Source organism: Lentzea sp. NBC_00516, assembly GCF_036346835.1.
Lineage (GTDB): Bacteria > Actinomycetota > Actinomycetes > Mycobacteriales > Pseudonocardiaceae > Lentzea > Lentzea sokolovensis.
Window position 1 is genome coordinate 7263132 of the sequence record NZ_CP107840.1, and the last position, 22516, is coordinate 7285647.

Below are 22516 nucleotides of genomic sequence, written 5' to 3' on the forward strand. Positions count from 1 at the left end.
TCATCCCCCGACGGATGACCCAGGTCCCTCTCCCCCTTTATTCGGAACAGGTCACGCGTCCCGCCGCTTCGCGACGATCAGTGCGACCACCAGCATCGCGATGGCGATACCGGCGAAGTAGCCGAGCGAACCCCACTGGCTCAGCTTGAAGTCGACGCCCGCCCCCGCCTGTTCGGCCGCGTTCGCGCCGCCGAGCTGCAGGAAGTGGTTGGCGTTCATGAACGGCAGCCACGCCTGGATCTTCACGCCGGCCTTGGGGATGATCCCGATCAGGCCTTCGAGCAGCATGTTCCAGACGAGCAGGATCGCCACGGCGCCGGCGGTCTGGCGGACCAGGATGCCGACCGCGATCGCGATGATCGCGCCGATTCCGTAGAGCAGGCCGACGCCCGCGACGTGCCGCCACTCGTCGCCGGAGTTGATCGCGAGGTCGGAGGCCGGCGACAGCAGCTTCGCCATGCCGACCGAGCCGAAGGCGATGATCTCGCCGAGGACCGCGGCGATGAAAGCGACCACGACGGTCTTCGCGACCAGCGCGGACGTCCGGTTCGGCACCGCGAGGAACGTGGCGCGGATCGTGCTGAAGCGGTACTCGGTGGTGACCGCGAGAGCCGCCATCACCAGCACGACGGACAACGCGAGCTGGCTGCTGCCGAACTGCGTGACGCCGAGGGACAGCTGGCCGTTGTCGGTCGAGGCCGCGATGATCGCGGTGAGGCCGACACCGAGGACCAGGGCGAGCGCGCTGCACCAGTACGGCGAGCGGGTCGAGAAGAGCTTGATTCTCTCAACAGCCAACAGGGTCATCAGACTCACTTCCCGATCTCTGCGTGGTACTCGACAGCATCGCCGGTCAGCTGCATGAACGCCTCTTCGAGCGAACCGCGCTGAGGACTGAGCTCGTGCAGAACAACACCGTTAGCAGCGGCGATGTCCCCGATCTGGTCACTCGATGCACCCGATACGGACAACGCGCCGTCCGCACCGTCACGAACGGTGAAGCCCTTGTCGACGAGCAGCGGGCCGAGCTTGAAGAGCTGAGGACTGCGCACGAGGACTGTGTTACCCGTCGCGCCGTCGATGAACTCCTGCGTGCTGCTCTGGGTGATCAGCTTCCCCCGGCCGATCACGATGAGCTCGCTGGCCGTCACGGCCATCTCCGACAGCAGGTGGCTCGACACCAGGACCGTGCGGCCCTCGGCGGCGAGGTTCTGCATGAACGTGCGGATCCAGAGGATGCCCTCCGGGTCGAGGCCGTTGACCGGCTCGTCGAACAGCAGCACCTTCGGGTCGCCGAGCAGTGCCGCGGCGATCCCCAGCCGCTGCGCCATGCCGAGCGAGAACCCGCCGGCGTTCTTGCCCGCGACCTGGGTGAGACCGACGGCCTCCAGGACCGCGTCCACCCGCTTGTTCGGCAGCCCGTTGGACTTCGCGAGCCAGCGCAGGTGGGCACGAGCGGACCGGTTGGGGTGAACCCACTTGGCGTCGAGCAGCGCACCGACCGTCTGCAGTGGACGGACGAGCTCCGCGTAGGGCTTTCCGTCGATCAGCACGCGGCCTGCTGTCGGACGGTCGAGCCCCAGGATCATCCGCATGGTCGTGGACTTGCCCGCGCCGTTGGGACCGAGGAACCCGGTCACTCGTCCAGGTTGGACGGTGAACGACAGGTCGTCGACCGCGACCGTCCTGCCGTATCTCTTGGTGAGGCCGACTGCCTCGATCATTGGCTTTCCCCTCTCGGTGATGGGATCACTCTGTCCCCCCGAGGGGTCCTCCCACATCGGCCTGCGGTCTGCGCGTGCGTCAACTTCCGTCGCCGGGTGCCGCTACCTCCGTCGTAGTTGAATGAGCCACATGGGATACACGGAAGCCCCGGACGGCTGGTGGCGCGAGTTCGTCCTGGCCACACCCGCCCGCACCGGCAAGCTCGCGGTCACCCGCAAGGACGGCTCACCGCACATCGCCCCGGTCTGGGTGGACATCGACGGCCCCGACGTCGTCTTCCTCACCGCACGCGACACGGTCAAGGGCAAGTCGATCCTGCGCGACGGCCGCGTCGCCCTGTGCTTCGACGACGAGACGCCGCCGTTCAACTTCGTGACGATCACCGGCCAGGCCGTGATCGACGAGGACCCCGAACAGCTCAAGTACTGGGCGGGCCGCACGGCCGCGCGCTACATGGGCGCCGACCGCGCCGACGAGTACGCCGAGCGCAACGGCGTGCCCGGCGAGATGGTCGTGCGGGTCAAGGTCGGCAAGGTCGTCGCCGTGCAGAACGTCTCCGACTAGTGGCGTGGCAGGGTCACGCCACTAGCGGTTCCTAGACCTCGGTGGTGGTGAACGGTTCCACGCCGTAGTTGCGCGCGTACCCGTTCTCCACCCCGACCAGCAGGTCGACCACCTCGAAGTAGGTGTCCCAGAACGGGGTCTCGCGCAGCGCCTCCACGAGCAGCTGCCACGCCTCGTGGTCACGCGCCTCCCACACCCACACGTCGGTGACGCGCGTCGAGTAGAACTCGGTGTCGTAGAAGCGGAAGCGCACGCCCTCCGCCTTCTCCTCGATCACGGGGAGGATCTCGGTCCTGAACGCCTCCATGCGCTGCGGGACGGTCAGGGTGAGCCACTTCGGGGTGGTCTTCACGAGCATGAACGCGGTGATGTCTGCTTCGAACGTCATGACCCGAAGCTAGAGATCGCGCACTCTTGCTCGCCACGCAACTTTGGCAAGCCAGAGTTGCATATGATGCAAAGGTGCCCGATCAGCTCGACCTGAACCTGTTGCGCGTGTTCGACGCCCTGCTCCAAGACTGCAGCGTCACCGCGGCGGCGGAGCGGCTGCACCTGTCCATCCCCGCGACCAGCAGGGCGCTGGCGCGGCTGCGCCGGGCGATGGGTGATCCGGTCCTGGTCCGCGCGGGCCGCGGGCTGGCGCCGACGCCGTTCGCGCTGCGGATCGCGCCGAGGGTCCGCTCGCTGCTGGACGAGGCCTCCGCGCTGATCGACGCGCGGGAGCTGGACCTGGCCGAGCTGCGCCGGACGTTCACGATCCGCGTCTCCGACGGGGTGGTGGCCCCGCTGGTCAACGCCGTCGCGGCGCAGGCTCCTGGCGTGGTGCTGCGGTTCGTGCCAGAAGGTGACGAGACCGCCGAGGCGTTGCGCAACGGGCCGGTCGACCTCGAGATCGGCGCGGGCGACGACAGGGAGTCCGACATCCGGTCCGTCGTGCTGTTCCGGGAGAAGCTGGTGGGCGTCGTCCGCACCGGCCACCCGCTGAAGGCCCGTCCGACGCTCGCCCAGCTCTGCCGCCACCCGCACGTCTCCGTGTCGAGGCGAGGCCGTACCCGAGGTCCGCTCGACACGGCGCTGCAAGCCAAAGGCCTGCGACGACATGTCGCCGCCGTCGTCCCGTTCTTCTCGGCGGCGGCCCAGTTGGTGGCGTCGAGCGACCACGTCGGGCTGCTGCCGCGGCGCCTCGCCGAGCAGTACCCGGGAGGCCTGCGCTGGTTCCCGATCAGCGCGGACCTCCCGGAGATCGAGGTGCGGATGCGCTGGCACGCCCGGCTCGACGCCGACCCGGCCCAGCGCTGGCTGCGCGAGACGATCCAGGCCTGGGTCTAGGAGAAGTAGCGGTTCAGCACCTGTGCCGCGCCGTCCTCCAGCACGGTCGGTCCCACCTCGTCCGCCGCCGCGTGCACGTTCGCCGGCGCCTGCCCCATCGCCACCCCGAGACCGGCCCACCGCAGCATCTCGACGTCGTTGGTCCCGTCGCCGATCGCGAGCGCGTCCTCGGCGCGGATGCCGTGCGACGCACTGATCTCCTCCAGCGCCGAGCCCTTGGTCACGTTGAGAGGTACGGCGGTCAGCCACGCCTCGGTGTGGTCGACGGACCACTCGATGCCCGGCAGCTCCAGCTCCCGGACGGCGAACGACAGCTCGGCCGGCGTGCGGTCCAGCCAGCGCATGACCAGGCGGGAGGTCGGCTCCGTCATCTCGTCGAACGTCACCTGCCTCGTCACGCCCCACAGGTCGCCCGGCAGGAACTCGCCCAGCGACAGGCTGCCGACGCCGGTCTGCTCGACCGCGAACACCGACCCTGGCAACAACGCCTGCAGCGTCTTGATCGTCGGGCCGGGATCGAACGTCACGCGCTTGGTGACCTCACGGCGAGCCGGGTCCCACCACACGGCTCCGTTGGAGCACACGCAGAACGCCACGGGCAGTTGCGCGGCGACCTCGGAGATGCCGATGAGGCTGCGGCCGGTGCAGAGCACGACTAGAGCGCCGTGGTCCGTCGCGCGCACCACTGCCGCTTTTACGGCGGGCGAGATGTCGTTCGAGGCGACAGGGGTCAGGGTTCCGTCGATGTCCAGCGCGACCAGGCGCGGTCTCCAGCTCACGTGACGCCACCCTATGCGAAGGTTAGTGAATTGTGGTTCACTAACCCGGTGGCACGACCTCGCACGATCACCGACGAACGGATCCTGAACGCCGTCGCGGCCGTCATCGACCGGCGCGGACCGGAGTTCACCGTCGCGGACGTCGCGGCGGAGGCCGGGGTGTCGGTCGGGGCGGTGGCGAAGCGGTTCGGCTCCAAGAGCGGGCTGCTGCAGGCCCTCACCAAGGCGGGCACCGAGGAGGTCGTCCGGCGGATGCGCGAGGCAGACACGGTCCGCGACGCGCTGCTGACCTGGTTCGACCGGCTCGCCGACCCGGTGGTCGCGACGAACAACCTGGCGCAGCTCGGGGTCGACCTGATCGACCCGGAACTGCGCGCGCTGTTGGGGCGGCACTACGAGGTGCTGGAAGAAGAGCTGGAAGTTCTCTGCGCGGCCGAGGGGCTGCCGTCCAACGCGGCCCGAGTCCTCGCCGCGCTGGTCTACGGGATCTCGATGGACTGGTCCGTGCGACCGCGGGGCGACCTGCTGGTGCGCACGGCGGAGGACATCGATCTGGTGCTGGAAGGGATGCGCTGATGGCTACCTGGGCGGAGTTCGCGGCCGAACAGCCCGACATGGCCGCGTTCGTGCAGGACCGGTTCGCCGCGGACCGGCACGCGTTGCTCGCCACCCTGCGCAAGGACGGCTCGCCGCGGATCAGCGGCGTGGAACCGGACTTCACGCGCGGTGAGCTGTGGGCGGGCATGATGTTCGATTCGTTGAAGTCGAAGGACTTGAGGCGTGATCCGAGGTTCGCGTTGCACTGCATGAGCACGACCGCGTCGGTGGCGGAGGCTGGGGACGCCAAGATCAGCGGTACCGCCGAGTTCTGGACGGACAAGGCGGACTACCTCAAGGACCTGTTCGATCGCACAGGATGGAATCCCAGCGAGCTCGACCTGTTCAGGTTCAACGTCACCGAGGTCGTGCAGATCACCACCGAGGGCGACGAGATGGTCGTCCTGTCCTGGCACGAGGGAAGGGGAACTCGCCGTGTCGGCAAGAAGTAATCCCGATCTGAGCGGGAAGGTAGCGGTCGTCACCGGCGCCACGCGTGGCGCGGGACGGGCGATCGCCGTGGAGCTCGGGGCGGCAGGGGCGACGGTGTTCGTTGCCGGCCGGACCACCCGCACGCAGCAGTCCGAGGTCGGCAGGTCGGAGACGATCGAGGACACCGCCGAGCTCGTGGATGCCGCCGGTGGCAAGGGCATCGCGGTCCGGTGCGACCTCACGAATCCGTCCGATGTGGACGCTCTCGCCGCGAGGATCGACAAGCTCGACATCTTCGTGAACAACGCCTGGGGCGGCGAGAACCTCGTCGAGTGGGGCAAGTTCTGGGAGCACGACCTCGACCAGCAGCTGCACATGTGGCGCAACGGCGTCGAGACGCACCTCGTGGCGCTGCACAAGTTGATGCCGATCCTCATCAGGTCCGACGACGGCCTCGTGGTCGAGGTGACCGACGGCGAGGACGGCGAGGCGTACTTCGTGAACCTCACCTACGACGCGGTGAAGAACTCGGTGCGCCGGTTCGGCGAGGTGCTGGCGAAGGACCTCAAGGACGTCCCGAACGTGACCGCGCTGGCGGCCACGCCGGGGTTCCTGCGCTCCGAGCAGATGCTGGAGACGTTCGGCGTCACCGAGGAGAACTGGCGCGACGCCATCGAGAAGGTGCCGGACTACGCGTTGTCCGAGACGCCGCACTACCTCGGCCGCGGCATCGCGCACCTCGCGGCCGACGAGGACCGCGCCAGGTTCTCCGGGCAGTGCCTGTCGTCGTGGAAGCTCAAGCGCGAGTACGGGTTCACCGACCTCGACGGGTCGCAGCCCGACTGGGGCCACTGGTGGGACGACGTCGTGAAGCCGCGGATGGCGGGTCAGACGGTGGAAGCCGACCCGGAGAAGTACCGCTAGGCGTCACCGGGGCGGACGAGACCGGTCTCGTAGGCCAGCACCACGGCCTGCACCCGGTCTCGCAGCTCCAGCTTCGCGAGGATCCGGCCGACGTGCGTCTTCACCGTCGCCTCTGACAGGAACAGCTTGCGGGCGAGCTCGGTGTTCGACAGGCCCTTCGCGATCAGCACGAGCACCTCGCGCTCGCGTTCGGTCAGCACGTCGAGCATCGAGGCGTCCCGAAGCTCACCGCCGCCGTCGCCGAGGAACCGGCCCAGCAGCCGCTTGGTCACCGACGGCGAGACCACCGCGTCGCCGGAGGCCACCGCGCGCAGCGCCGACACCAGGTCGGACGGCGGGGTGTCCTTCAGCAGGAAGCCGCTGGCGCCGTTGCGCAGGGCCGACAGGGCGTACTCGTCCATGTCGAAGGTGGTCATGACCAGCACCTTCGCGGTGTCGGCCTCGGCGATGCGCTTGGTCGCCTCCACGCCGTCCATCACGGGCATGCGGACGTCCATCAGGACGACGTCGGGCCGGAGCTTGTCGGCCATCTGGACGGCGTCGAGGCCGTCGGCCGCCTCGCCGACCACGTCGATGTCTTCCTGAGCGCCCAGCACCATGCGAAAGCCCATCCGCATGAGTTCCTGGTCGTCTACCAACAGCACCCGAATCACTCGATCACCCTATGCGGCTAGCGGGAATGTTGCGCGGACGCGCCAGCCTCCGCCGGGGTTGGGGCCGGCCTCGAACTCGCCGCCGAGCACCGCCGCCCTTTCCCTCATGCCGATCAGGCCGTTTCCGCCGGAAACCTTCACCACGTCGTGGGGTGTGCCGAAGCCGTTGTCGGTCACTTCCAGCCGCAGTTCCTCCGGCATGCGGGCCAGGCGCACCATGGCGGTGGTGCCGGCTCCCGCGTGCTTGATGGTGTTCGTCAGAGCTTCCTGCACGATCCGGTAGACGCCCAGCCCCACGCCCACGGGGAGGTCGTCGACGTCGCCGGTGATCTCCAGGCGCACCGGCACCCCGGCGGCACGGGTGTTCTCGGCCAGCTCGACCACGCCTCGCGCGTCCGGCTGGGGAGCCCACTGCGTCTCGGCGTCGTCGCTGCGGAGAATGCCCAGCAGGCGGCGCATCTCGGTCAACGCCTGGCGGCCGGTGTCGGCGATCGTGCGGACCGCGTTCTCGGCCACCTCCGGCTGGGACCTGATCGTGTAGGCGGCGCCGTCGGCGTGGACGATCATCACGCTCACCGAGTGGGCGACGATGTCGTGCAGTTCGCGGGCGATCCGGGAACGCTCCTCGCCCACGGCGATCTTGGCCTGCTGGTCGCGTTCGGTCTCGAGAAGTGCCAATCGTTGCTCCATCTCACGCTGGTAGGCGCGGCGGGCGCCGATGAACTCGCCCATCGCCCAGCTGAAGCCGAAGATCACGAAGACCAGGAACACGAGGAACACGGCCTGGATCTCGCCGACCTGGAAGACCGCCCAGAGCAGCGTGCCGGCGAGCAGCCAGCCCAGGTAGATCAACGCCGTCTTGCGGTTCGTGTTCGCGACGAGCGTGTACAGCGCTATGGCCAGCGCGAAGTCGGACATGCGGACCGGGAGGCCGTTGATGCCCCCGTGCGTGAAGAGCTGCAGGAACCCGCCCGCGAGGATCAGATAGCTGGTGCCCAGCGGGTGGTAGCGCCGGAACGGCAGCGGCCCGAGCATCAGCAACGTCACCGCGAGGTAGGCGGAGAACGACACCCCCTGGTCGACCGCTGTGACCGCGAAGCCCATGTCGAAGAGCAGCAGAATCCCGGCGATCAGGGAGTCCCCGAACGCCGGATGAGCCTTCATCCACAGACTGAACCGCCGCACTGGACAAGGTTAGGTGCGGGCCGAACTTCCGCGCGTCGCGCCACGGGTTGACGCTGCGTACGACCTGAGTGTGAGTTATTGTGTCGAGGGGTTGATACAAAGCAGGAGGGGGTGGCGTGATGTGGATCGACATCGTGATCGCCGCGGTCTGGGGTCTGGTGCTGCTCGTGGCGCTGTGGCCAACGCAGAGCACCGCCAAGCGGCTGCTGAAGCGGTGGGAGGTGCCGGACCCCACGCCCGACCAGCTTGACGAGGGCATTCGTTACCTCAAGCGCCGCCGCCTGCTCTACCCGGTGATCTTCGCCGGGCTCGCGCTCGCGCCGAACTGGGGCCAGCAACTGGGGCAGCTCGTGGTGATCGTCCTCGGGGGCACGCTGCTGGCCGAGTTGCTGGCACTGCGGCAACGCCGGGACGCGCTGCGGGTGGCGACGCTCACTCCGCGTGGTCTTTTCGACTTCGCGTCGAAATGGGTGCTGGGGTCGTACGTGGTGATCGTGGTGCTGGCCGCCGCCCAACTCGGCGTCAACCGGCAGTGGAGCCAGATCCTGTGGCTCTCGCTGTCCGCGGTGGCCGTCGCGGTGATCGTCTGGGCGGCCGTGGCCAGGCCCGCGAGCGGTGAGGAGGTCGTCGACCTGGCGTTGCGCACCCGCAGCGTGCACGTGTCCGCCGGGCTGGGCGCGGCGCTGGCCGGCGTGCTGGCAGCGCACTGGATGGGCATGGTCGGCATCCTCGCGTGGATCGCGATGTCCAACACCACCCCGAAGCACGTGAAAATCACCAGGTGAGTGCTCCGAGAATCGCGGTCGACGTCGAGAACGGCGTCGCGCCCTGGCGTCAGGTCCGGGACCAGCTCGTCCGGTTGATCAGCGGCGGCGTGCTGCCGGTCGGGTCGCGGTTACCGACGATCCGCCAGCTCGCCGCCGACCTCGGGCTCGCCGCCGGCACCGTCGCGCGGGCCTACCGGGAGCTGGAGACCGAAGGCGTGCTCACGACAGGACGAAGGCAGGGCACCGTGGTGGCTGCCCTGCCTTCGCATGCACCGGACCCGCTCTCCGCCGCTGCGGCGGAGTTCGTCGCCATCGCTCGGTCACTCGGCGCCAGTGAGGGGGAGGCACTGAACGCCGTGCGAGCCCACTACGTGGGTGAGTAAGGCGACTCGATCTTGGGCGCGGGCCGCGGTTCGCCGACGTGTGCCTGACGTTCCTCTTGCCGCTCTTCGTAGATGCGGTGTTCCTCTGCCATCTGGTCCGCGAGCTGCTGTTGCATCTGGCGATCCCGAATCCTGGCCAGGATCGCCATCGTCGCGCCGTGAGCGGCTGCCAGCAGCAACAGCACGACGCCCAGCTTCAGGACCACGTTCTTCACCGCGCTGCCGGTGTCGACCTCGATGATCGACACGATCGCCAGCAGGCCGAGCACGACGAGGTGGAACAGCACGGCCGTCAGCTTCATCATGCCGCTGGCCTGCTCGTCGTCGTACGCGGCGCGCCTCAGATATCCCTTGCCGCTGTGGTAGATCAGCTGGCCGTCGACCACGACCAGGACGATCCCCAGCACTAGGAACGTCACGTAGCTGTCACCCATGCGCTGTGGCTACCCGCGCACGCACGCACACAAACCGTGGCACGATCAGTGCCCGTGACGGCGTTGCAGGGACAACAACTGGCCGGACCGCTGTGCGCGGCGGTGGCCAACCTGTGCGTTGCCCTGCAACCACAGGTCTCCCCGCGGACCGCCGCCGGATTCCAGGAAGTGCTGCGCCGTCTGCACGCGCCGTTGCAGGTCGCGGTCGCCGGCCGGATCAAGTCCGGCAAGTCGACTCTGGTGAACGCCCTGATCGGACGCCGGGTCGCGCCCACCGACATCGGCGAGTGCACCCGGCTCGTCACGCGCTATCAGTACGGCACGGTCGACCGCATCGAAGTCGTGCTGCGCGACGGCAGACGGCAGGTGTTGCCCTTCGACGCGAACGGCATGATCCCCGCTTCTCTTGGCGTGGAAGGCATCTCGCACATCGAGGCGTATCTGACGAACGCCGTGCTGCGCGACTTCACCGTCATCGACACGCCAGGGCTCGGTTCGCTGGACGCGGCCTCGGTCGCACGCACCGAAGAACTGCTGGATCCCGTGTCGCGCAACGCGGTCGCAGGTGCCGAGGCCGTTCTCTACGTCGTGACGCAGGGCGTGCGCGCGGATGATCATTCGACGCTGGCCGCCTTCACCGCCGCGACCGCGTCCCGCGAGGCCGGGCCGGTCAACGCCATCGCCGCGTTGAACAAGGTCGACGCGGTCGCGCCGGAAACCGTCGAGGGCTCGGAGGGTGACGTCTGGCGGGCCGCGCAGATCCTCGCGTCGAAGCAGGCCGACCTGCTCAAGCCGCGGGTCGCGGACGTGCTGCCGGTGATCAGCCTGCTCGCCGAGTCCGCGGAGACCGGGGAGTTCACGTCGGCGGACGCGGAGGCGTTGCGGGCGCTGGCGGCCCTGGACCCGGACACCCGCACGATGATGCTGATGTCCGGCGACCTCTTCACGTCGTGGGATTGCGACGTCGCGGCCGGCGTGCGGTCCCGGTTGCTGGAGAAGCTCGACCTCTACGGCATCGGGCAGGCGCTCCTGGCGCTGGACGCCGAACCTGCGCTCACCGCCGGAGCACTCAGGCGCGTGCTGTTCGACGTATCGGGGTTCGCGGCCGTCCGAGGCCGGTTGGACGCGGTCTTCCGGGCACGCGCCGACGGCATCAAGGCCGCCGCCGCGCTGGCCTCCGTCACGTCGCTGGCCGCGGGCGATGCCGGCGAACGGCAGCGCGTCCACGACGCGATCGAGGTTCTGCTGGCCCGCCCCGAGGCGCATCAGCTGCGGCTGCTGGAGGCGTTGACGCTGGTCTCGTCCGGCGCGGTCGCGCTGGCCCCCGACCTGACCGAAGAGGTGCTGCGCGTCGGCAGCACCCCGGACATCGCGGCCCAGCTGGGCATGGCCGGTCGACCCGGCTCGGAGCTGACCGCGTTCGCGCTGGAACGGGCCGGGTGGTGGCGTTCGTTCGCCTCGTTCGGCGCGACTCCGGCGCAGGCTCGAGTGGCGCACGTCGTCCACCGGGCGTATTTCCTCATCTGGCAGCAACTACGTGCTGGGGGGCACCGATGAGCACGAACGGAACCGAACCCGCCGATCTGGCGTCGGACAACGGTGTGGAGACCATTGCCGACGAGCTGCTCGACCAGGCGCTGGCCGAGCGCCGAGCGCTGGTCCAGCTGTGCCTGTACGCGCTGGACCGCGCCAGTGCGGGCGTGGTCCAACGCATCGAGGAAGGCCTCTCGTCCATAGGGGTCGTGGCGCTGCGGGCGGACGGTGAGCTGTTCGACCCGTCGCGGCACGAGGCCGGGGGCACCATGCCGACGGACGACCTGTCGTTGCAGGGCCTGGTCGCCGAGACCGAGGTGCCCGGCTTCTGCGACCGCGGCCGTGTTCTGCGGGCTCCCGTCGTGACGGTCTACACGGCCCGATGAGCAACCTCTCGCAGACCGTCCGGCAGACCCGCGAACGTCTCGTCTCCGTCGTGCGCGAGCTCGACCCGTCCATGGCCGACTGGGTGGCTCGTCGCGCGGTACCCGAGGTGTCGTCGGTCGTGATCGTCGGCGAAACGAACCGCGGCAAGTCGTCGCTGGTCAACGCCCTGCTGTCGGCTCCTGGTCTCTCGCCGGTCGACGCCGACGTGGCCACCTCGACCTACCTCGTGTTCCAGCACGGCCCGTCCTGGGCGGCCCGCGCCTGCTACCCCGGTCTCCTCGCCCCGGTCAGCTTCCCGCTGCCCGCGCTGATCAACTGGGTCTCCGCCGCCCACGACCTGCCAGAGGGCGAGCTGCCCCCGCGCTACGTCGAGGTGGACGCCCCGATCCCGTTGCTGGAACGGATGTCCGTTGTGGACACTCCCGGCGTCGGCGGCCTGGAGTCGGTGCACGGCGAACTGGCCCTGGAGGCCGTCACCTCGGCCACCGCCCTGGTCTTCGTCGTGGATGCCTCGTCACCGTTCACGCGCGGTGAGCTCGACTTCCTCAAGCGCGTCGGCGACCGCGTCGAGACCGTCGTCTTCGCCCTGACCAAGACCGACCAGTACCGAGGCTGGCGCCAGGTCCTCGACGCCGACCAGGCCCTGCTCGCCGAGCACGCCCCCCGCTTCGCCGACGCCACCTTCTACCCGGTGTCGTCGCGCATGTTCGGCATGGCCGCCCAGGCCCCGAACCCCGACGCGGCCGCCATGCTCCGCGAACGCTCCGGCATCTCCGCCCTGCAGACCGCCCTGCAGGAACTGGTCACGGGCCGCGCCGGAATGCTGGCCGAGGCCAACGCCCTGCGCGCCCTGTCGACCGTGCTGGCGGAGCTGGAAATCCGCCTCGAACACGAGAAGCGCGCTCTGTCAGTGGGCGAGGACGAGGCCGTCGTCCTGAGAGCCCGCCGCGAAGAACTGCAGACCGAACGCCGTTCCTCCACCCGAGGCTGGCAGGTCCGGCTGCGTGGCGAGGTTCAGCGCGCCCGGATCGAGAACTCCCACGAGATCTCACGCCAGATGCGCGACCTGCAGACCTGGTACCGCCAGGCCATCGACGCCGCCGACCGCACCGCCCTCGCGTCCCTGCCGCAACAGGTCGACACGGCGTTGCAGGTCGTGTCCGGCCGCATCTCCACGGCGCTCTCGGTACGCCTCTCCCAGGTCACCGACGCAGTGCTGGCAACCCTGTTCAGCACCGAGGAACTGACCCTGATCCGCGGCCAGTTCGCCCGCGGCGAGCGGCCACCGGTCGTGTTGCGCCCCAAGGAGAAGCGCCCGCCGACAGCCGAGGACAAGCTGCTGGTGTTCATGGGCGTCTCCGGCGGCCTCGGCGCGGGCAAACTGGCCGTCATGCCGCTCGCCGGCCTGGGCATCGCCGTGCTCAACCCGATCGTCCTGCCGGTCACCATCGCCCTGGGCCTCGGCGCGGGCTGGTGGATGGCCCGCACCCGCACCCACACAGCGGAAAAGCAGCACGTCAAGCAGTGGCTCTCCGACGCCATCGCCGACGCGCGCTCCACAGTGGACCAACTGGCCGCCGAACAGCTGATCGAGGCCGAGCAGGCCCTCTCCCTGGCCCTGGACGAGGCGCTGGCCAAGCGCATCGAGGCCATCGAGGCGGAGCTGCGCGAGGTCGACCGCGCGTTGCGGATGGAGGCCGGCGAACGCGGCCGCGAACTGCAGTCCGTGACGCGGCAGCTCGCGGAGGTGGAGCAGGGCCGCTCGAAGGCGGAGGAGTTGCTGGGCCGGATCCGCTCGGTCCGCGATCGCGCCTAGACCCCGAGCTTGGCGAGGACCTCTGCGGCGAGGAGCGCGCCTGCCACCAGGCCGAACCAGAGCGGGAGGAGCAGGAACGGCGAGGTGAACGTGCGCATCGAGAACCACCCGAGCCTCAGCGGCCGGACGGGCAGGTCCAGATCCAGCCGGTACTCGGCTTCGAATGTCATGCGTACCGCGCTGTTCGGGTGGTCCGTCAGCGCCTTCCGCGTCGCATCGACGATCTTCTCCTGGTTCAGCTGGAGGCGGACGCCGTCGACGTCCTCGAGGACCAGGCGGTCCACGTCGCCGGCCAGCTGGTACTCGCGGATTCTCATCAGCCGGTGCAGGTCGACCGTGCGCCATCCGCTGATGGTCAGCGCCGTCAGGTAGCGCTCGTCCTCCAGCCGGATGCGGCCTCCCTGATCGAGGAACGGCATCAGCAGCACGATCATCACGACGATGAAGTCGAGGAAGGCGCCGGCCGTCGCGGCCTCCGCGTCAGGATCTGTGACGACCACACTGAACACCCACAACACGACACACGCCGCCAGCGTGGCCGTCAGTGCCGCGCTCGTCCGTCTTCGCGCGCTCGCCGCTGGTACCCGCTCCGTCGTCATGGTTCCCCCTCGTTCGCCGACACCACCCAGACGCCGGAACGGGCGGCGGTGTTGAGCTTGGCCGTGGAACCAAACCGGCATAACGTGGGTCATACCGGTACATGAGCAAGTAGGAGGTGTGTCCCGGTGTACATCGACGAGAACGGTGCGGCCGACGCCGAGCTGAAGGTCACCGTCGAGGATGAGGAGTACACCGCCGACGTCACCTTCGACCTCGACCAGGACGGTGTGAACGACTCCGCCGTCGTCGAGACGGATGACGGTGGTCATCTCGCGTTCACCGACACGAACGGCGACGGTGACGCCGATCTGATGAGCACGTTCGACAAGGACGGCAATCTCCTGAGCCGGGCTCGGTTCGAGGAGAATTCCGGTGAGTGGGTTGCGGTAGGCCCGAACGACTCTCCTCAGGAAAAGACGAATTCGTCGCCCAAGCAGGCGATTGTCGTGGACACCGACGAAGGCGAACGAAACGTCGGTCAGGCCACCGAGGACACCGACGGGGACGGCAAGGCCGACACCGCGATCGTGCGGGACGACGACGGTGACACGTGGCTGTTCACCGACGCGAACGGCGACGGCAAGGCCGACGTGGCGACCGAGATCACCCGATCCGGCGAGGTCACGATGTCCGAGCACCGCGGTGACGACTGGGTCGAGGTCGAGCACGGGCACATCGAGGCCGACGGCCGGTACGTGACGGACTCGAAGAGCGGGATTCTGGACGACTCGGACGACTGGCTGGAGGAAGAACGGTTCGACGGCGTCGTCCGAATCGATTCCACAACGGGGCAGTGGATCAGTCCGAACTGACCCCAGAACTGAAGCGCAGGTCACAGGCCCCGGTGTGGTGAGAACCGCACCGGGGCCTCTTGTGTTTTTCCCACCTCAAGCCGGCCTTAACGCCGTCCGAGTGCTGAATCGATTCCAGAATCGGTTTTGTGAGGGAAGCGACAGGCTGGGGGTGCTTTACCTGCCATTCACCGGGCTAACCTCGGTCCATCCCCTTCCACGTACGCCCGGCTCCACCGGGCGTCGTGAGCTATTCCCGAGGACGACGAAGTCCTGCACCGGACCACCACGTGCTCGGGTTGCCGAGGCGTTCAGTCAGGAGACGAGACGAGATGACGGCAGTGACCATTCCCGGTCTCGAACACGCACCTACCAACCACGCGCGTCTGCTCGCATGGGTTCAGGAAGTCGCTGAGCTGACCTGCCCCGACGAGGTTGTTTGGGCTGACGGGTCTCAGGGCGAATGGGACCGTCTCACGAAGAAGCTCGTCGACGCCGGCACGTTCGTGCCGCTCAAGAAGAAGCCCAACTCGTTCTGGGCGGCCTCGGACCCCACGGACGTCGCGCGCGTGGAAGAGCGGACCTACATCTGCTCCGTGCGCGAGGAGGACTCGGGCCCGACGAACAACTGGATGGAACCTTCGGAGATGAAGGCCATCATGACCGAGCTCTACCGGGGCTGCATGCGTGGCCGCACGATGTACGTCATCCCGTTCTGCATGGGCCCGCTGGACGCGGAGAAGCCGATGCTCGGTGTCGAGATCACCGACTCGGAGTACGTCGTCGTCTCCATGCACATCATGACCCGCATGGGCACCAAGGCGCTGAAGCTGTTCGGTGAGGACGCTCCGTTCGTCCCCGCACTGCACTCGCTCGGCGCTCCGCTGGAGCCCGGCCAGGAAGACTCGCAGTGGCCGTGCAACGACACCAAGTACATCTCGCACTTCCCGGAGACCCGCGAGATCTGGAGCTTCGGCTCCGGCTACGGCGGCAACGCCCTGCTCGGCAAGAAGTGCTACTCGCTGCGCATCGCCTCGGCCATGGCGCGCGACGAGGGCTGGCTCGCCGAGCACATGCTGATCCTCAAGCTCACCTCGCCGGAGAACAAGGCGTACTACATCGCCGCCGCGTTCCCGTCGGCCTGCGGCAAGACGAACCTCGCCATGCTGGAGCCGTCCATCCCCGGCTGGAAGGTCGAGACGCTCGGCGACGACATCGCCTGGATGCGTTTCGGTGAGGACGGCCGCCTGTACGCGGTGAACCCGGAGAACGGCTTCTTCGGCGTCGCGCCCGGCACCGACTACCACACCAACCCGAACGCGATGCGCACCATCGCCAAGGGCAACTCGCTGTTCACGAACGTCGCGCTGACCGACGACGGCGACATCTGGTGGGAGGGCATGGGCGAGCCCCCCGCCCACCTCACCTCGTGGAAGCACCAGGACTGGACGCCCGACAGCGAAGAGCTGTCGTCGCACCCGAACTCGCGCTACTGCACGCCGATCGAGCAGTGCGACATCAAGGCGCCGGAGTGGGAGGACCCGAACGGCGTCCCGATCTCGGCGATCTTCTTCGGTGGCCGCCGCGCCACGACGATCCCGCTGGTCACCGAGTCGCGCGACTGGCAGCACGGCACCTTCATGGGCGCCACGCTCTCGTCCGAGACCACGGCCGCCGCGGTCGGCAAGACCGGCGTCGTCCGCCGCGACCCGATGGCGATGCTGCCGTTCATCGGCTACAACGCCGGCGACTACTTCCAGCACTGGGTCGATCTCGGCAAGCGCGCCGACGCCGACAAGCTGCCGAAGATCTTCTACGTCAACTGGTTCCGCCGCGGTGAGGACAAGCGCTTCCTGTGGCCCGGATTCGGCGAGAACTCTCGCGTGCTGAAGTGGGCCATCGAGCGCCTCGAAGGCAAGGCCGCCGCGCAGGAGACCCCGATCGGCTACGTGCCGACCGCGGCCGACCTGGACCTCGAAGGCCTGGACGCGTCGCGTGAGGACATCGAGGCCTCGCTCGCGTTCGACGCCGACGAGTGGCGTGCCGAGATCCCGCTGGTCGAGGAGTGGTTCGCGAAGATCGGCGAGAAGGTCCCGACCACGCTCCGCGACGAGCTGGCGAACCTGAAGCAGCGCCTGGGCTAGTCAGCCCGAGGTGTTTTGATGACCCAGCGGTCAACGGCGACCGCTGGGTCATCTTTTTGAGGTACTACTGATCGTGTGACGCGAGACGACTTCCTCGGCGGCCTGAACTTCGACGGCTCGAAGCGCGATGTGGAGGTCGGCCCGACGACGGGCATCGTGCGCTACTACCCGGTGCCGCCTGCCCCGCCGGCCCGTCCGTCGCGGTGGCGCTACGTGCTCGTGTTCGGCCTCGGTTTAGCCATCGGCGTGGTCGCCGGTGTGGTCCTGTGCAGCAATTTTCTCTGAGTCCGCGCAGCTCATCGTCCACTTGAGACGAAGTTGTCCACAGATGTGGACGGACTTGTGCACATGTTGTGGATAGTTGTGGACAAGCCTGGGGACTTCTCCGCGCGTCCTGAAAAAGTCTTGCTCCAGGAATGAACCTGGCCCCTTCCGGGAACGTCTTAGGTATGTGATGGCGATCACAAAGATCGTCACCGGACGGTAGGGAGGTGTGCCGTGGGGATCGCAGGAATCGCGATGCTGGTGCTGTCCCTGGCCGCCGTGCTGATGGTCGTGGTCGCCGGGTCAGTTCGGGAGCGGGTTGTCCCGAATGCCGAGGAGGGTGCTGTTGAAGACCTTGGTGGCCTCCGCGTAGCAGACGGCGTTGGTCCAGCCCTCTGACCAGGCCTGGGAACCGGGGTTGCGCCACGCGGGGAACACGTCGGTGCGCTTGGTCGAGCCCAGGTAGTCGTGCACGGCCTTGGTGCACTTGTCGTTCGCGAGCGTGTTCATCTGCTCCTTGGACGGAGCGGGGTCGGTCGACTTGCCGAGCGACACGACACCGGCGGGCACTGCCTCTGCCAGGTGCGGGGTGTTGCAGGCGACGACCTTGACCTCCTGGTCCTTCGACGGCGAACCCTGGGTGCAGGTCTGGAAGGTGCTGAAGCCGTTGTTCTTCAGCGCGTCCTTCACGGAACCCTTGCGCGCCAGCGGCTTCTCGTCGGGGCTGATCTCCACGACGGTGCACAGCCGCCAGCGCTGGCCGTCCTTCCAGCCCTGCTCGTTCGGCCAGAACGCCCAGACCCGCAGGCGCGTCGAGTCCGAGTCGCCGCCGCCCAGGTACTCGCTGAGCGTCTGGCGGCACGGCGGAAGCGCGGCCTTGCGCAGCGCCTGCGTGTCCGGGTAGGTCGCGGGCAGGCCGGTGAGCTCACCGACGCTCATGACCTCGGCCTCGTGCGACTCGGTGCACTGCAGCACCTTCAGCTCGTAGGCGTTCATGCACTGCCCCGCCTTGGGCAGGGTGGGCGCGGAGGCGGAGGCCGTGGACGGCAACGGTCCCGGGACCGCTTGCCCACCCACCTGAATCGCGCACGCGGACAGCGTCAACGCGCTCAGGACAATTGCCACCGCCAGCCGCACACGAGTCACACCACAGAGACTAGGGCCTTCACCTGATCGGCGATGTCCCGACGCTGTTTTTCAAAGGCGGAATCGGTCAACGCGGCCGGATCGGCCGGCTGCCCGAGCACCGGCGTGTGCAGGTGTCCGCCGAGGACATTCGTTGCGCCGTAACCGATTCGCAGCCGGTTGGCCCGGTACATGCTCTCGTTGGAGAGGTAGTCACCGCCGCCACCGGACGCCGCGACCCTGCCCGGCGTCGGTTCGTCCGTGCGGCACGACTGCTGCGAGCCGACGACGACCCACTCGCAGAAGGCCCGGTTGAAGTTCACGGTGAACGGGCCGGTGCCCGCGTCGATCATCTTCTGGAACGGCAGCGAGGTCTCGATGAACTCGTTCGCCGGCTGCGGCCAGCCCGCCGCGTTCGGGACGCTGCCGAACGAACCGATGTTGTTGTTGTCCGCGAAGCCACCACGCCAGCGCGCCGCCCACCGCTCGACGTCGAAACGGCCCGGCCTGCCCTGGCTGATCGTCACGAACGCGTCGGGCTTCTGCTGGAGAGCCGATCCGTAGAACTGCTCGACGACGCCCTCGTCGAAACCGCCCCACAGCACCGGAAGCACCGAGGCCTGCAGCACGACCTTGCCGCTGGGCGTGGAGATCTCGCGGCCGTCGAGCTGCAACGCCGCCGCGCCGGCCGGGTTGGCGCGCCGCACGTTCACACCGCTGAGCTGGAACGGGTCGAAGCCGGTCACCGCGATCCTGCGCACGCCCGGCTTGCTGGGGAACGCCGAGTCGCTCAGACCCCGGGACGCCCAGTCGAACTGCTGGACGAGCTTCGCGCGGTCGTTGGGGGCCATGGCGAACCGCGGCGTCCACTGGCGCAGCGCGGAGCTGAGCTGCAGCCGTGCCCAGTAGAGCGGACGGTCGTCGTAAGCGTCGTGTGTCACGGGTGTTGTGCTCTGTGCGCGGGCGACAGCGGCCTTCCACAGCGCGTTGCCCTCGCGTTGCACGAACTGCTGCGCCTGCTTCGGCGCGATCTGGCGGCAGAGCTTGGCGGTGAAGTCCGTGACACGGCCGTCGAATCCGGCCAGCTGCACGAGCGCGGGACCGACGGCAGGGCCGCCCGCGACGAGCGTGTCGTCGAGCCGTTGCTCCTCGACGGTCAGTGGAACGGTGGTGTCGTAGCAGTTCGCGTCCTGCGCGTGGGCGACGGCAGGACTCAGGGTGAGGGCGATCGCGGTCAGTCCGACCAGTCCGGCGATGGTTTTCACGTGCTAGATCCTCAACGCAAAGGGCCACCCGCCGTAACCGACGGGTGGCCCATAGTGTTGACGACTGCGTCTCAGTGGGCCGCGATGGGCTTCACTCGCGGGCTGTCCTCGTCGACGTGGTAGTCCGACGGATCGGTCTGGTCCGTGCCGTTGAACCACTTGGCCTTCTTGGCGATCAGCGTGACGACCACCGCGACCAAGAGGTTGACGAACAGCGCGACGATGCCCACATAGATCTGCGTCGTCGAGCCACCGAACGGGTGCCACCCGAAGATCGAGATGTTGCCCAGCGGCAACGCCGAGCCAGCGAAGTGTTCCTTCTTGATGAACGGGTTGCCGATGTTGTAGAGCAGCCACATGCCGTAGCCCATGCCCGCGATCCAGCCGGCGACCAGGGCGTAGACGTGGAACCAGCGCGTGTAGAGCGCGATCGCGACCGCCGGCAGCGTCTGCAGGATCATCACGCCGCCCATGAGCTGCAGGTCGATGGAGAACTGCGGGTCGACGAACACGATGAACGCGACGGCGCCGAACTTCACCACGAGGCTGGCGAGCTTGGCCTGCTTGGCCTCCTCCGCCGGGGTGGCGCTCTTCTTCACGTACTCCTTGTAGATGTTGCGCGTCCACAGGTTCGCCGCCGCGATCGACATGATCGCCGCCGGCACCAGCGCGCCGATGCCGATGGCCGCGAACGCGATGCCCGTGAACCACGACGGGAAGTTCGCGGCGAAGAGCTCGGGCACGATCGTGTTGGTGTCGGGACGTCCGGTCGCCTGGTTGACGATCGGCTTGGTACCCGCGCTGATCGCGACGAAGCCCAGCAGCGCCAGCAGACCCAGCAGCAGCGAGTACGCCGGCAGTGCGACCATGTTGCGCTTGATCACGTTGCGGCCGCGGCTCGCGAGGATGCCGGTCAGCGAGTGCGGGTAGAGGAACAGCGCGAGCGCGCTGCCCAGTGCCAGCGTCGCGTACTGCAGCTGGTTGGCGCCGGTCAGAAGCATGCCGTCGGCCGGTGCTGCGGGCGGCGGGGGTGTCTTGTTGAACTTGTCCTGCGCGTCGTTGAAGATCTCGCCCCAGCCGCCGAACTTCGAGGGCAGGTAGATGATCGCCACCAGGATCACCAGGTAGATCAGGATGTCCTTGACGAACGCGATCAGCGCCGGCGCCCGCAGACCCGACTGGTAGGTGTAGAGCGCGAGGATCAGGAACGCGATGAACAGCGGCAGGTGGCCGAGGATGCCGGAGCCGTTGAGGCCCATGCTGCGCAGCACGGCCTCGAGGCCGACGAGCTGCAGCGCGATGTACGGCATGGTCGCGACGATGCCGGTGATCGCGATGATCAGCGCCAGCCAGTGCGAGCCGTAGCGGCCCTTCACGAAGTCGGCGGGCGTGACGTACCCGTGCACGCGGCTGACCGACCACATCCGCACCAGCGGCAGGAAGACCAGCGGGTACAGGATGATCGTGTACGGCAGGGCGTAGAAGCCGAGCGCGCCCGCACCGAACATCAGCGCCGGCACCGCGACGAAGGTGTAGGCGGTGTAGAGGTCACCGCCGACCAGGAACCACGTGATCCAGCTGCCGAACTTCCTGCCGCCGAGACCCCACTCGTCGAGGTGTTCGAGAGTGTCGCCCTTCTGCCACTTCGCGGCCAGGAAGCCCATGACCGTGACGAGCAGGAAGAGAGCACTGAAAACGATCAGCTCGGTCCACTGCATCAGTTCGCTCCCTCGTCCAGGTCGTCCACGCCGAGCTTGTCCGGCTTGCCGGTGACCACGGCCTTGTCCTTGGTCTTCACGTAGACCAGGCCGACGCACACAACGCCGAGCGGGACGAACAGGAACTGGTACCAGTAGAAGAACGGCAGCCCGAAGATCCTGGGTTCGTCCTGGTTGAACCACGGCGTGATGAGCATGAACAGCGGAAGTATCAGCAGCAGGTTCCAGTTGCTCCAGCGCAAGCCGGTCTTGTGATCCGACGGCATGGTGGCCCTCCGTGTACGCGGTGTTGCGCGGATGTTAGGCCTGATGAAGAGTGCCGTCAGCCTCGTGATCGCAATCGTTGCCTTCGACTTAACGTTCTCTTTGGACTAATAGGCCGCCAGGCGGGCGACGAGGTCCTCTTCGGCGGCGTCGAAGTACTCGTTGAGCTGGTCCACGGCCTGGGTGATGTCGCCGCTGTTCAACAGGTTGACGATCCGGAGGTTCCACGGGACGTACGTCTGGTAGAAGTCGTTGATCTCCTGAGCCACCCGGAAGGCCAGCATGAGCTCCGCGAAGAGCCGGTCGGACTCGTCGCTCAGCCGGATGCTGCCCGCGAGCCCGACGATGCGGCGGTGGAACTGGATGTTCGCCTGCCCGGCCTTGGTCCAGTCGTTCTTCTCCGCGCGCGCCACGGCCTGGCGGACCGGTACCCGCACCGCCTCGCGCTGGGCCTCGCTGACGTCGTTCCACCGGAGGACGGCGCCGCACTCGATCACGCGGCGCGCGGCGTAGAGGTCGCGCACGTCGTCGCCGGTCGGGCGGCGGACGAAGACTCCGCGGCTGTGCTCGTGCACCAGGATCCGGTCGCGCGTGAGCAGCCGGAACGCCTCGCGGAGCGTGTTGCGGCTGACGCCCAGCGCGCCGCCGATCGCTTCCTCGCTCAGGCGCAGGCCCGGTTCCAGCTCACCGTCGAGCACCCGTTCGCGCAGCATGTCGGCGACCTTCTGCGCGGTGCTCGCGCGCTCCAGGTCGGCCTTGCCCTGAGCCAGCGTCGACACCCACGTCTCGGTCACCTCGGCAGTCTATTTGCAGGATCGTTCTATTGCACTATCGTAG

Annotated in this window: 26 protein-coding genes; 13 read left to right on the forward strand and 13 right to left on the reverse strand. The window is 68.0% G+C overall.

The window, feature by feature from the left end:
* Positions 1–51: 51 nt before the first annotated feature.
* Together OG205_RS33125 and OG205_RS33130 are read right to left on the reverse strand one after the other, a co-directional pair.
* Positions 52–807 carry a hypothetical protein gene (locus OG205_RS33125; protein WP_330271854.1) on the reverse strand — a complete coding sequence of 252 codons (756 nt, stop codon included), beginning with the start codon at positions 805–807 and terminating at the stop codon, positions 52–54.
* Between the two features lie 5 nt (positions 808–812).
* Positions 813–1724, reverse strand: coding sequence for an ABC transporter ATP-binding protein (locus OG205_RS33130; protein ID WP_330271855.1), 912 nt, complete (start codon positions 1722–1724; stop codon positions 813–815).
* A 130-nt stretch (positions 1725–1854) separates the two neighbouring features.
* Here OG205_RS33130 and OG205_RS33135 point away from each other — a divergent pair, with 130 nt between their 5' ends.
* The gene (locus OG205_RS33135; RefSeq protein ID WP_330271856.1) at positions 1855–2289 is read left to right on the forward strand and encodes a PPOX class F420-dependent oxidoreductase; all 435 of its coding nucleotides are present in this window, start codon (positions 1855–1857) and stop codon (positions 2287–2289) included.
* Positions 2290–2320: 31 nt separating this feature from the next.
* Here OG205_RS33135 and OG205_RS33140 read toward each other — a convergent pair whose 3' ends face one another.
* The gene (locus tag OG205_RS33140; protein WP_330271857.1) at positions 2321–2677 is read right to left on the reverse strand and encodes a darcynin family protein; all 357 of its coding nucleotides are present in this window, start codon (positions 2675–2677) and stop codon (positions 2321–2323) included.
* Between the two features lie 74 nt (positions 2678–2751).
* On the opposite strand from OG205_RS33140, the gene OG205_RS33145 reads away from it, so the two are divergent.
* Positions 2752–3618 (forward strand): LysR family transcriptional regulator, encoded by an 867-nt coding sequence (locus tag OG205_RS33145; RefSeq protein ID WP_330271858.1) that lies wholly within the window; start codon positions 2752–2754, stop codon positions 3616–3618.
* Here OG205_RS33145 and OG205_RS33150 read toward each other — a convergent pair.
* A complete protein-coding gene (locus tag OG205_RS33150; RefSeq protein WP_330271859.1) occupies positions 3615–4397 on the reverse strand; it encodes an HAD family hydrolase in 783 nt (260 codons plus the stop codon). The two genes, OG205_RS33145 and OG205_RS33150, sit on opposite strands and share 4 nt — an antisense overlap.
* Positions 4398–4445: 48 nt before the next feature.
* Between OG205_RS33150 and OG205_RS33155 the strand changes: the two genes are divergently transcribed.
* The 3 genes from OG205_RS33155 to OG205_RS33165 are packed head-to-tail and all read left to right on the forward strand — an operon-like array spanning position 4446 to position 6350.
* Entirely contained in the window at positions 4446–4973 is a 528-nt protein-coding gene (locus OG205_RS33155) for a TetR/AcrR family transcriptional regulator (RefSeq protein ID WP_330271860.1), read from the forward strand.
* Complete coding sequence (locus tag OG205_RS33160; protein ID WP_330271861.1) at positions 4973–5446, forward strand: pyridoxamine 5'-phosphate oxidase family protein; 474 nt, start codon at positions 4973–4975, stop codon at positions 5444–5446. Before OG205_RS33155 ends, OG205_RS33160 begins: the two co-directional genes overlap by 1 nt.
* Complete coding sequence (locus OG205_RS33165) at positions 5430–6350, forward strand: SDR family oxidoreductase (RefSeq protein ID WP_330271862.1); 921 nt, start codon at positions 5430–5432, stop codon at positions 6348–6350. Before OG205_RS33160 ends, OG205_RS33165 begins: the two co-directional genes overlap by 17 nt.
* On the opposite strand, the gene OG205_RS33170 is transcribed toward OG205_RS33165, so the two are convergent.
* The gene (locus OG205_RS33170) at positions 6347–7003 is read right to left on the reverse strand and encodes a response regulator transcription factor (RefSeq protein WP_330271863.1); all 657 of its coding nucleotides are present in this window, start codon (positions 7001–7003) and stop codon (positions 6347–6349) included. The genes OG205_RS33165 and OG205_RS33170 overlap by 4 nt on opposite strands.
* Before the next feature lie 9 nt (positions 7004–7012).
* Positions 7013–8188 (reverse strand): sensor histidine kinase, encoded by a 1176-nt coding sequence (locus OG205_RS33175; protein WP_330271864.1) that lies wholly within the window; start codon positions 8186–8188, stop codon positions 7013–7015.
* A gap of 119 nt (positions 8189–8307) precedes the next feature.
* Here OG205_RS33175 and OG205_RS33180 point away from each other — a divergent pair, with 119 nt between their 5' ends.
* Positions 8308–8973 (forward strand): hypothetical protein, encoded by a 666-nt coding sequence (locus OG205_RS33180; RefSeq protein WP_330271865.1) that lies wholly within the window; start codon positions 8308–8310, stop codon positions 8971–8973.
* Entirely contained in the window at positions 8970–9338 is a 369-nt protein-coding gene (locus OG205_RS33185; protein ID WP_330271866.1) for a GntR family transcriptional regulator, read from the forward strand. Before OG205_RS33180 ends, OG205_RS33185 begins: the two co-directional genes overlap by 4 nt.
* On the opposite strand, the gene OG205_RS33190 is transcribed toward OG205_RS33185, so the two are convergent.
* Positions 9323–9772: a hypothetical protein gene (locus tag OG205_RS33190; RefSeq protein ID WP_330271867.1), complete on the reverse strand. Its 450-nt coding sequence runs from the start codon at positions 9770–9772 to the stop codon at positions 9323–9325. The two genes, OG205_RS33185 and OG205_RS33190, sit on opposite strands and share 16 nt — an antisense overlap.
* Before the next feature lie 54 nt (positions 9773–9826).
* On the opposite strand from OG205_RS33190, the gene OG205_RS33195 reads away from it, so the two are divergent.
* Genes OG205_RS33195 through OG205_RS33205 form a run of 3 tightly spaced genes read left to right on the forward strand, consistent with a single transcriptional unit; the run spans position 9827 to position 13508 of the window.
* Positions 9827–11329: a dynamin family protein gene (locus OG205_RS33195; RefSeq protein ID WP_330271868.1), complete on the forward strand. Its 1503-nt coding sequence runs from the start codon at positions 9827–9829 to the stop codon at positions 11327–11329.
* Positions 11326–11691, forward strand: coding sequence for a nucleotide exchange factor GrpE (grpE, locus tag OG205_RS33200; RefSeq protein ID WP_330271869.1), 366 nt, complete (start codon positions 11326–11328; stop codon positions 11689–11691). The genes OG205_RS33195 and grpE overlap by 4 nt, the downstream gene beginning before the upstream one ends.
* Positions 11688–13508, forward strand: coding sequence for a dynamin family protein (locus OG205_RS33205; protein ID WP_330271870.1), 1821 nt, complete (start codon positions 11688–11690; stop codon positions 13506–13508). Before grpE ends, OG205_RS33205 begins: the two co-directional genes overlap by 4 nt.
* Here OG205_RS33205 and OG205_RS33210 read toward each other — a convergent pair.
* On the reverse strand, positions 13505–14107 hold the full coding sequence (locus OG205_RS33210) for a hypothetical protein (protein ID WP_330271871.1): 603 nt from the start codon (positions 14105–14107) through the stop codon (positions 13505–13507). The two genes, OG205_RS33205 and OG205_RS33210, sit on opposite strands and share 4 nt — an antisense overlap.
* A 126-nt stretch (positions 14108–14233) precedes the next feature.
* On the opposite strand from OG205_RS33210, the gene OG205_RS33215 reads away from it, so the two are divergent.
* The 3 genes from OG205_RS33215 to OG205_RS33225 all read left to right on the forward strand — a co-directional run bounded on the left by OG205_RS33215 (position 14234) and on the right by OG205_RS33225 (position 17328).
* Entirely contained in the window at positions 14234–14920 is a 687-nt protein-coding gene (locus OG205_RS33215; protein ID WP_330271872.1) for a DUF6802 family protein, read from the forward strand.
* A gap of 311 nt (positions 14921–15231) precedes the next feature.
* Positions 15232–17043 (forward strand): phosphoenolpyruvate carboxykinase (GTP), encoded by a 1812-nt coding sequence (locus OG205_RS33220; RefSeq protein WP_330271873.1) that lies wholly within the window; start codon positions 15232–15234, stop codon positions 17041–17043.
* 75 nt (positions 17044–17118) lie between these two features.
* Positions 17119–17328 (forward strand): hypothetical protein, encoded by a 210-nt coding sequence (locus tag OG205_RS33225; RefSeq protein ID WP_330271874.1) that lies wholly within the window; start codon positions 17119–17121, stop codon positions 17326–17328.
* A gap of 282 nt (positions 17329–17610) precedes the next feature.
* On the opposite strand, the gene OG205_RS33230 is transcribed toward OG205_RS33225, so the two are convergent.
* From OG205_RS33230 to OG205_RS33250, 5 genes are all read right to left on the reverse strand, one after another.
* Positions 17611–18453 (reverse strand): septum formation family protein, encoded by an 843-nt coding sequence (locus OG205_RS33230; protein ID WP_330271875.1) that lies wholly within the window; start codon positions 18451–18453, stop codon positions 17611–17613.
* Entirely contained in the window at positions 18450–19697 is a 1248-nt protein-coding gene (locus tag OG205_RS33235) for a hypothetical protein (protein WP_330271876.1), read from the reverse strand. Before OG205_RS33235 ends, OG205_RS33230 begins: the two co-directional genes overlap by 4 nt.
* 71 nt (positions 19698–19768) lie before the next feature.
* On the reverse strand, positions 19769–21415 hold the full coding sequence (gene mctP / locus OG205_RS33240) for a monocarboxylate uptake permease MctP (protein WP_330271877.1): 1647 nt from the start codon (positions 21413–21415) through the stop codon (positions 19769–19771).
* Complete coding sequence (locus OG205_RS33245) at positions 21415–21681, reverse strand: DUF3311 domain-containing protein (RefSeq protein WP_330271878.1); 267 nt, start codon at positions 21679–21681, stop codon at positions 21415–21417. Before OG205_RS33245 ends, mctP begins: the two co-directional genes overlap by 1 nt.
* Before the next feature lie 105 nt (positions 21682–21786).
* Positions 21787–22473: a GntR family transcriptional regulator gene (locus OG205_RS33250; protein WP_330271879.1), complete on the reverse strand. Its 687-nt coding sequence runs from the start codon at positions 22471–22473 to the stop codon at positions 21787–21789.
* Positions 22474–22516 lie beyond the last annotated feature (43 nt).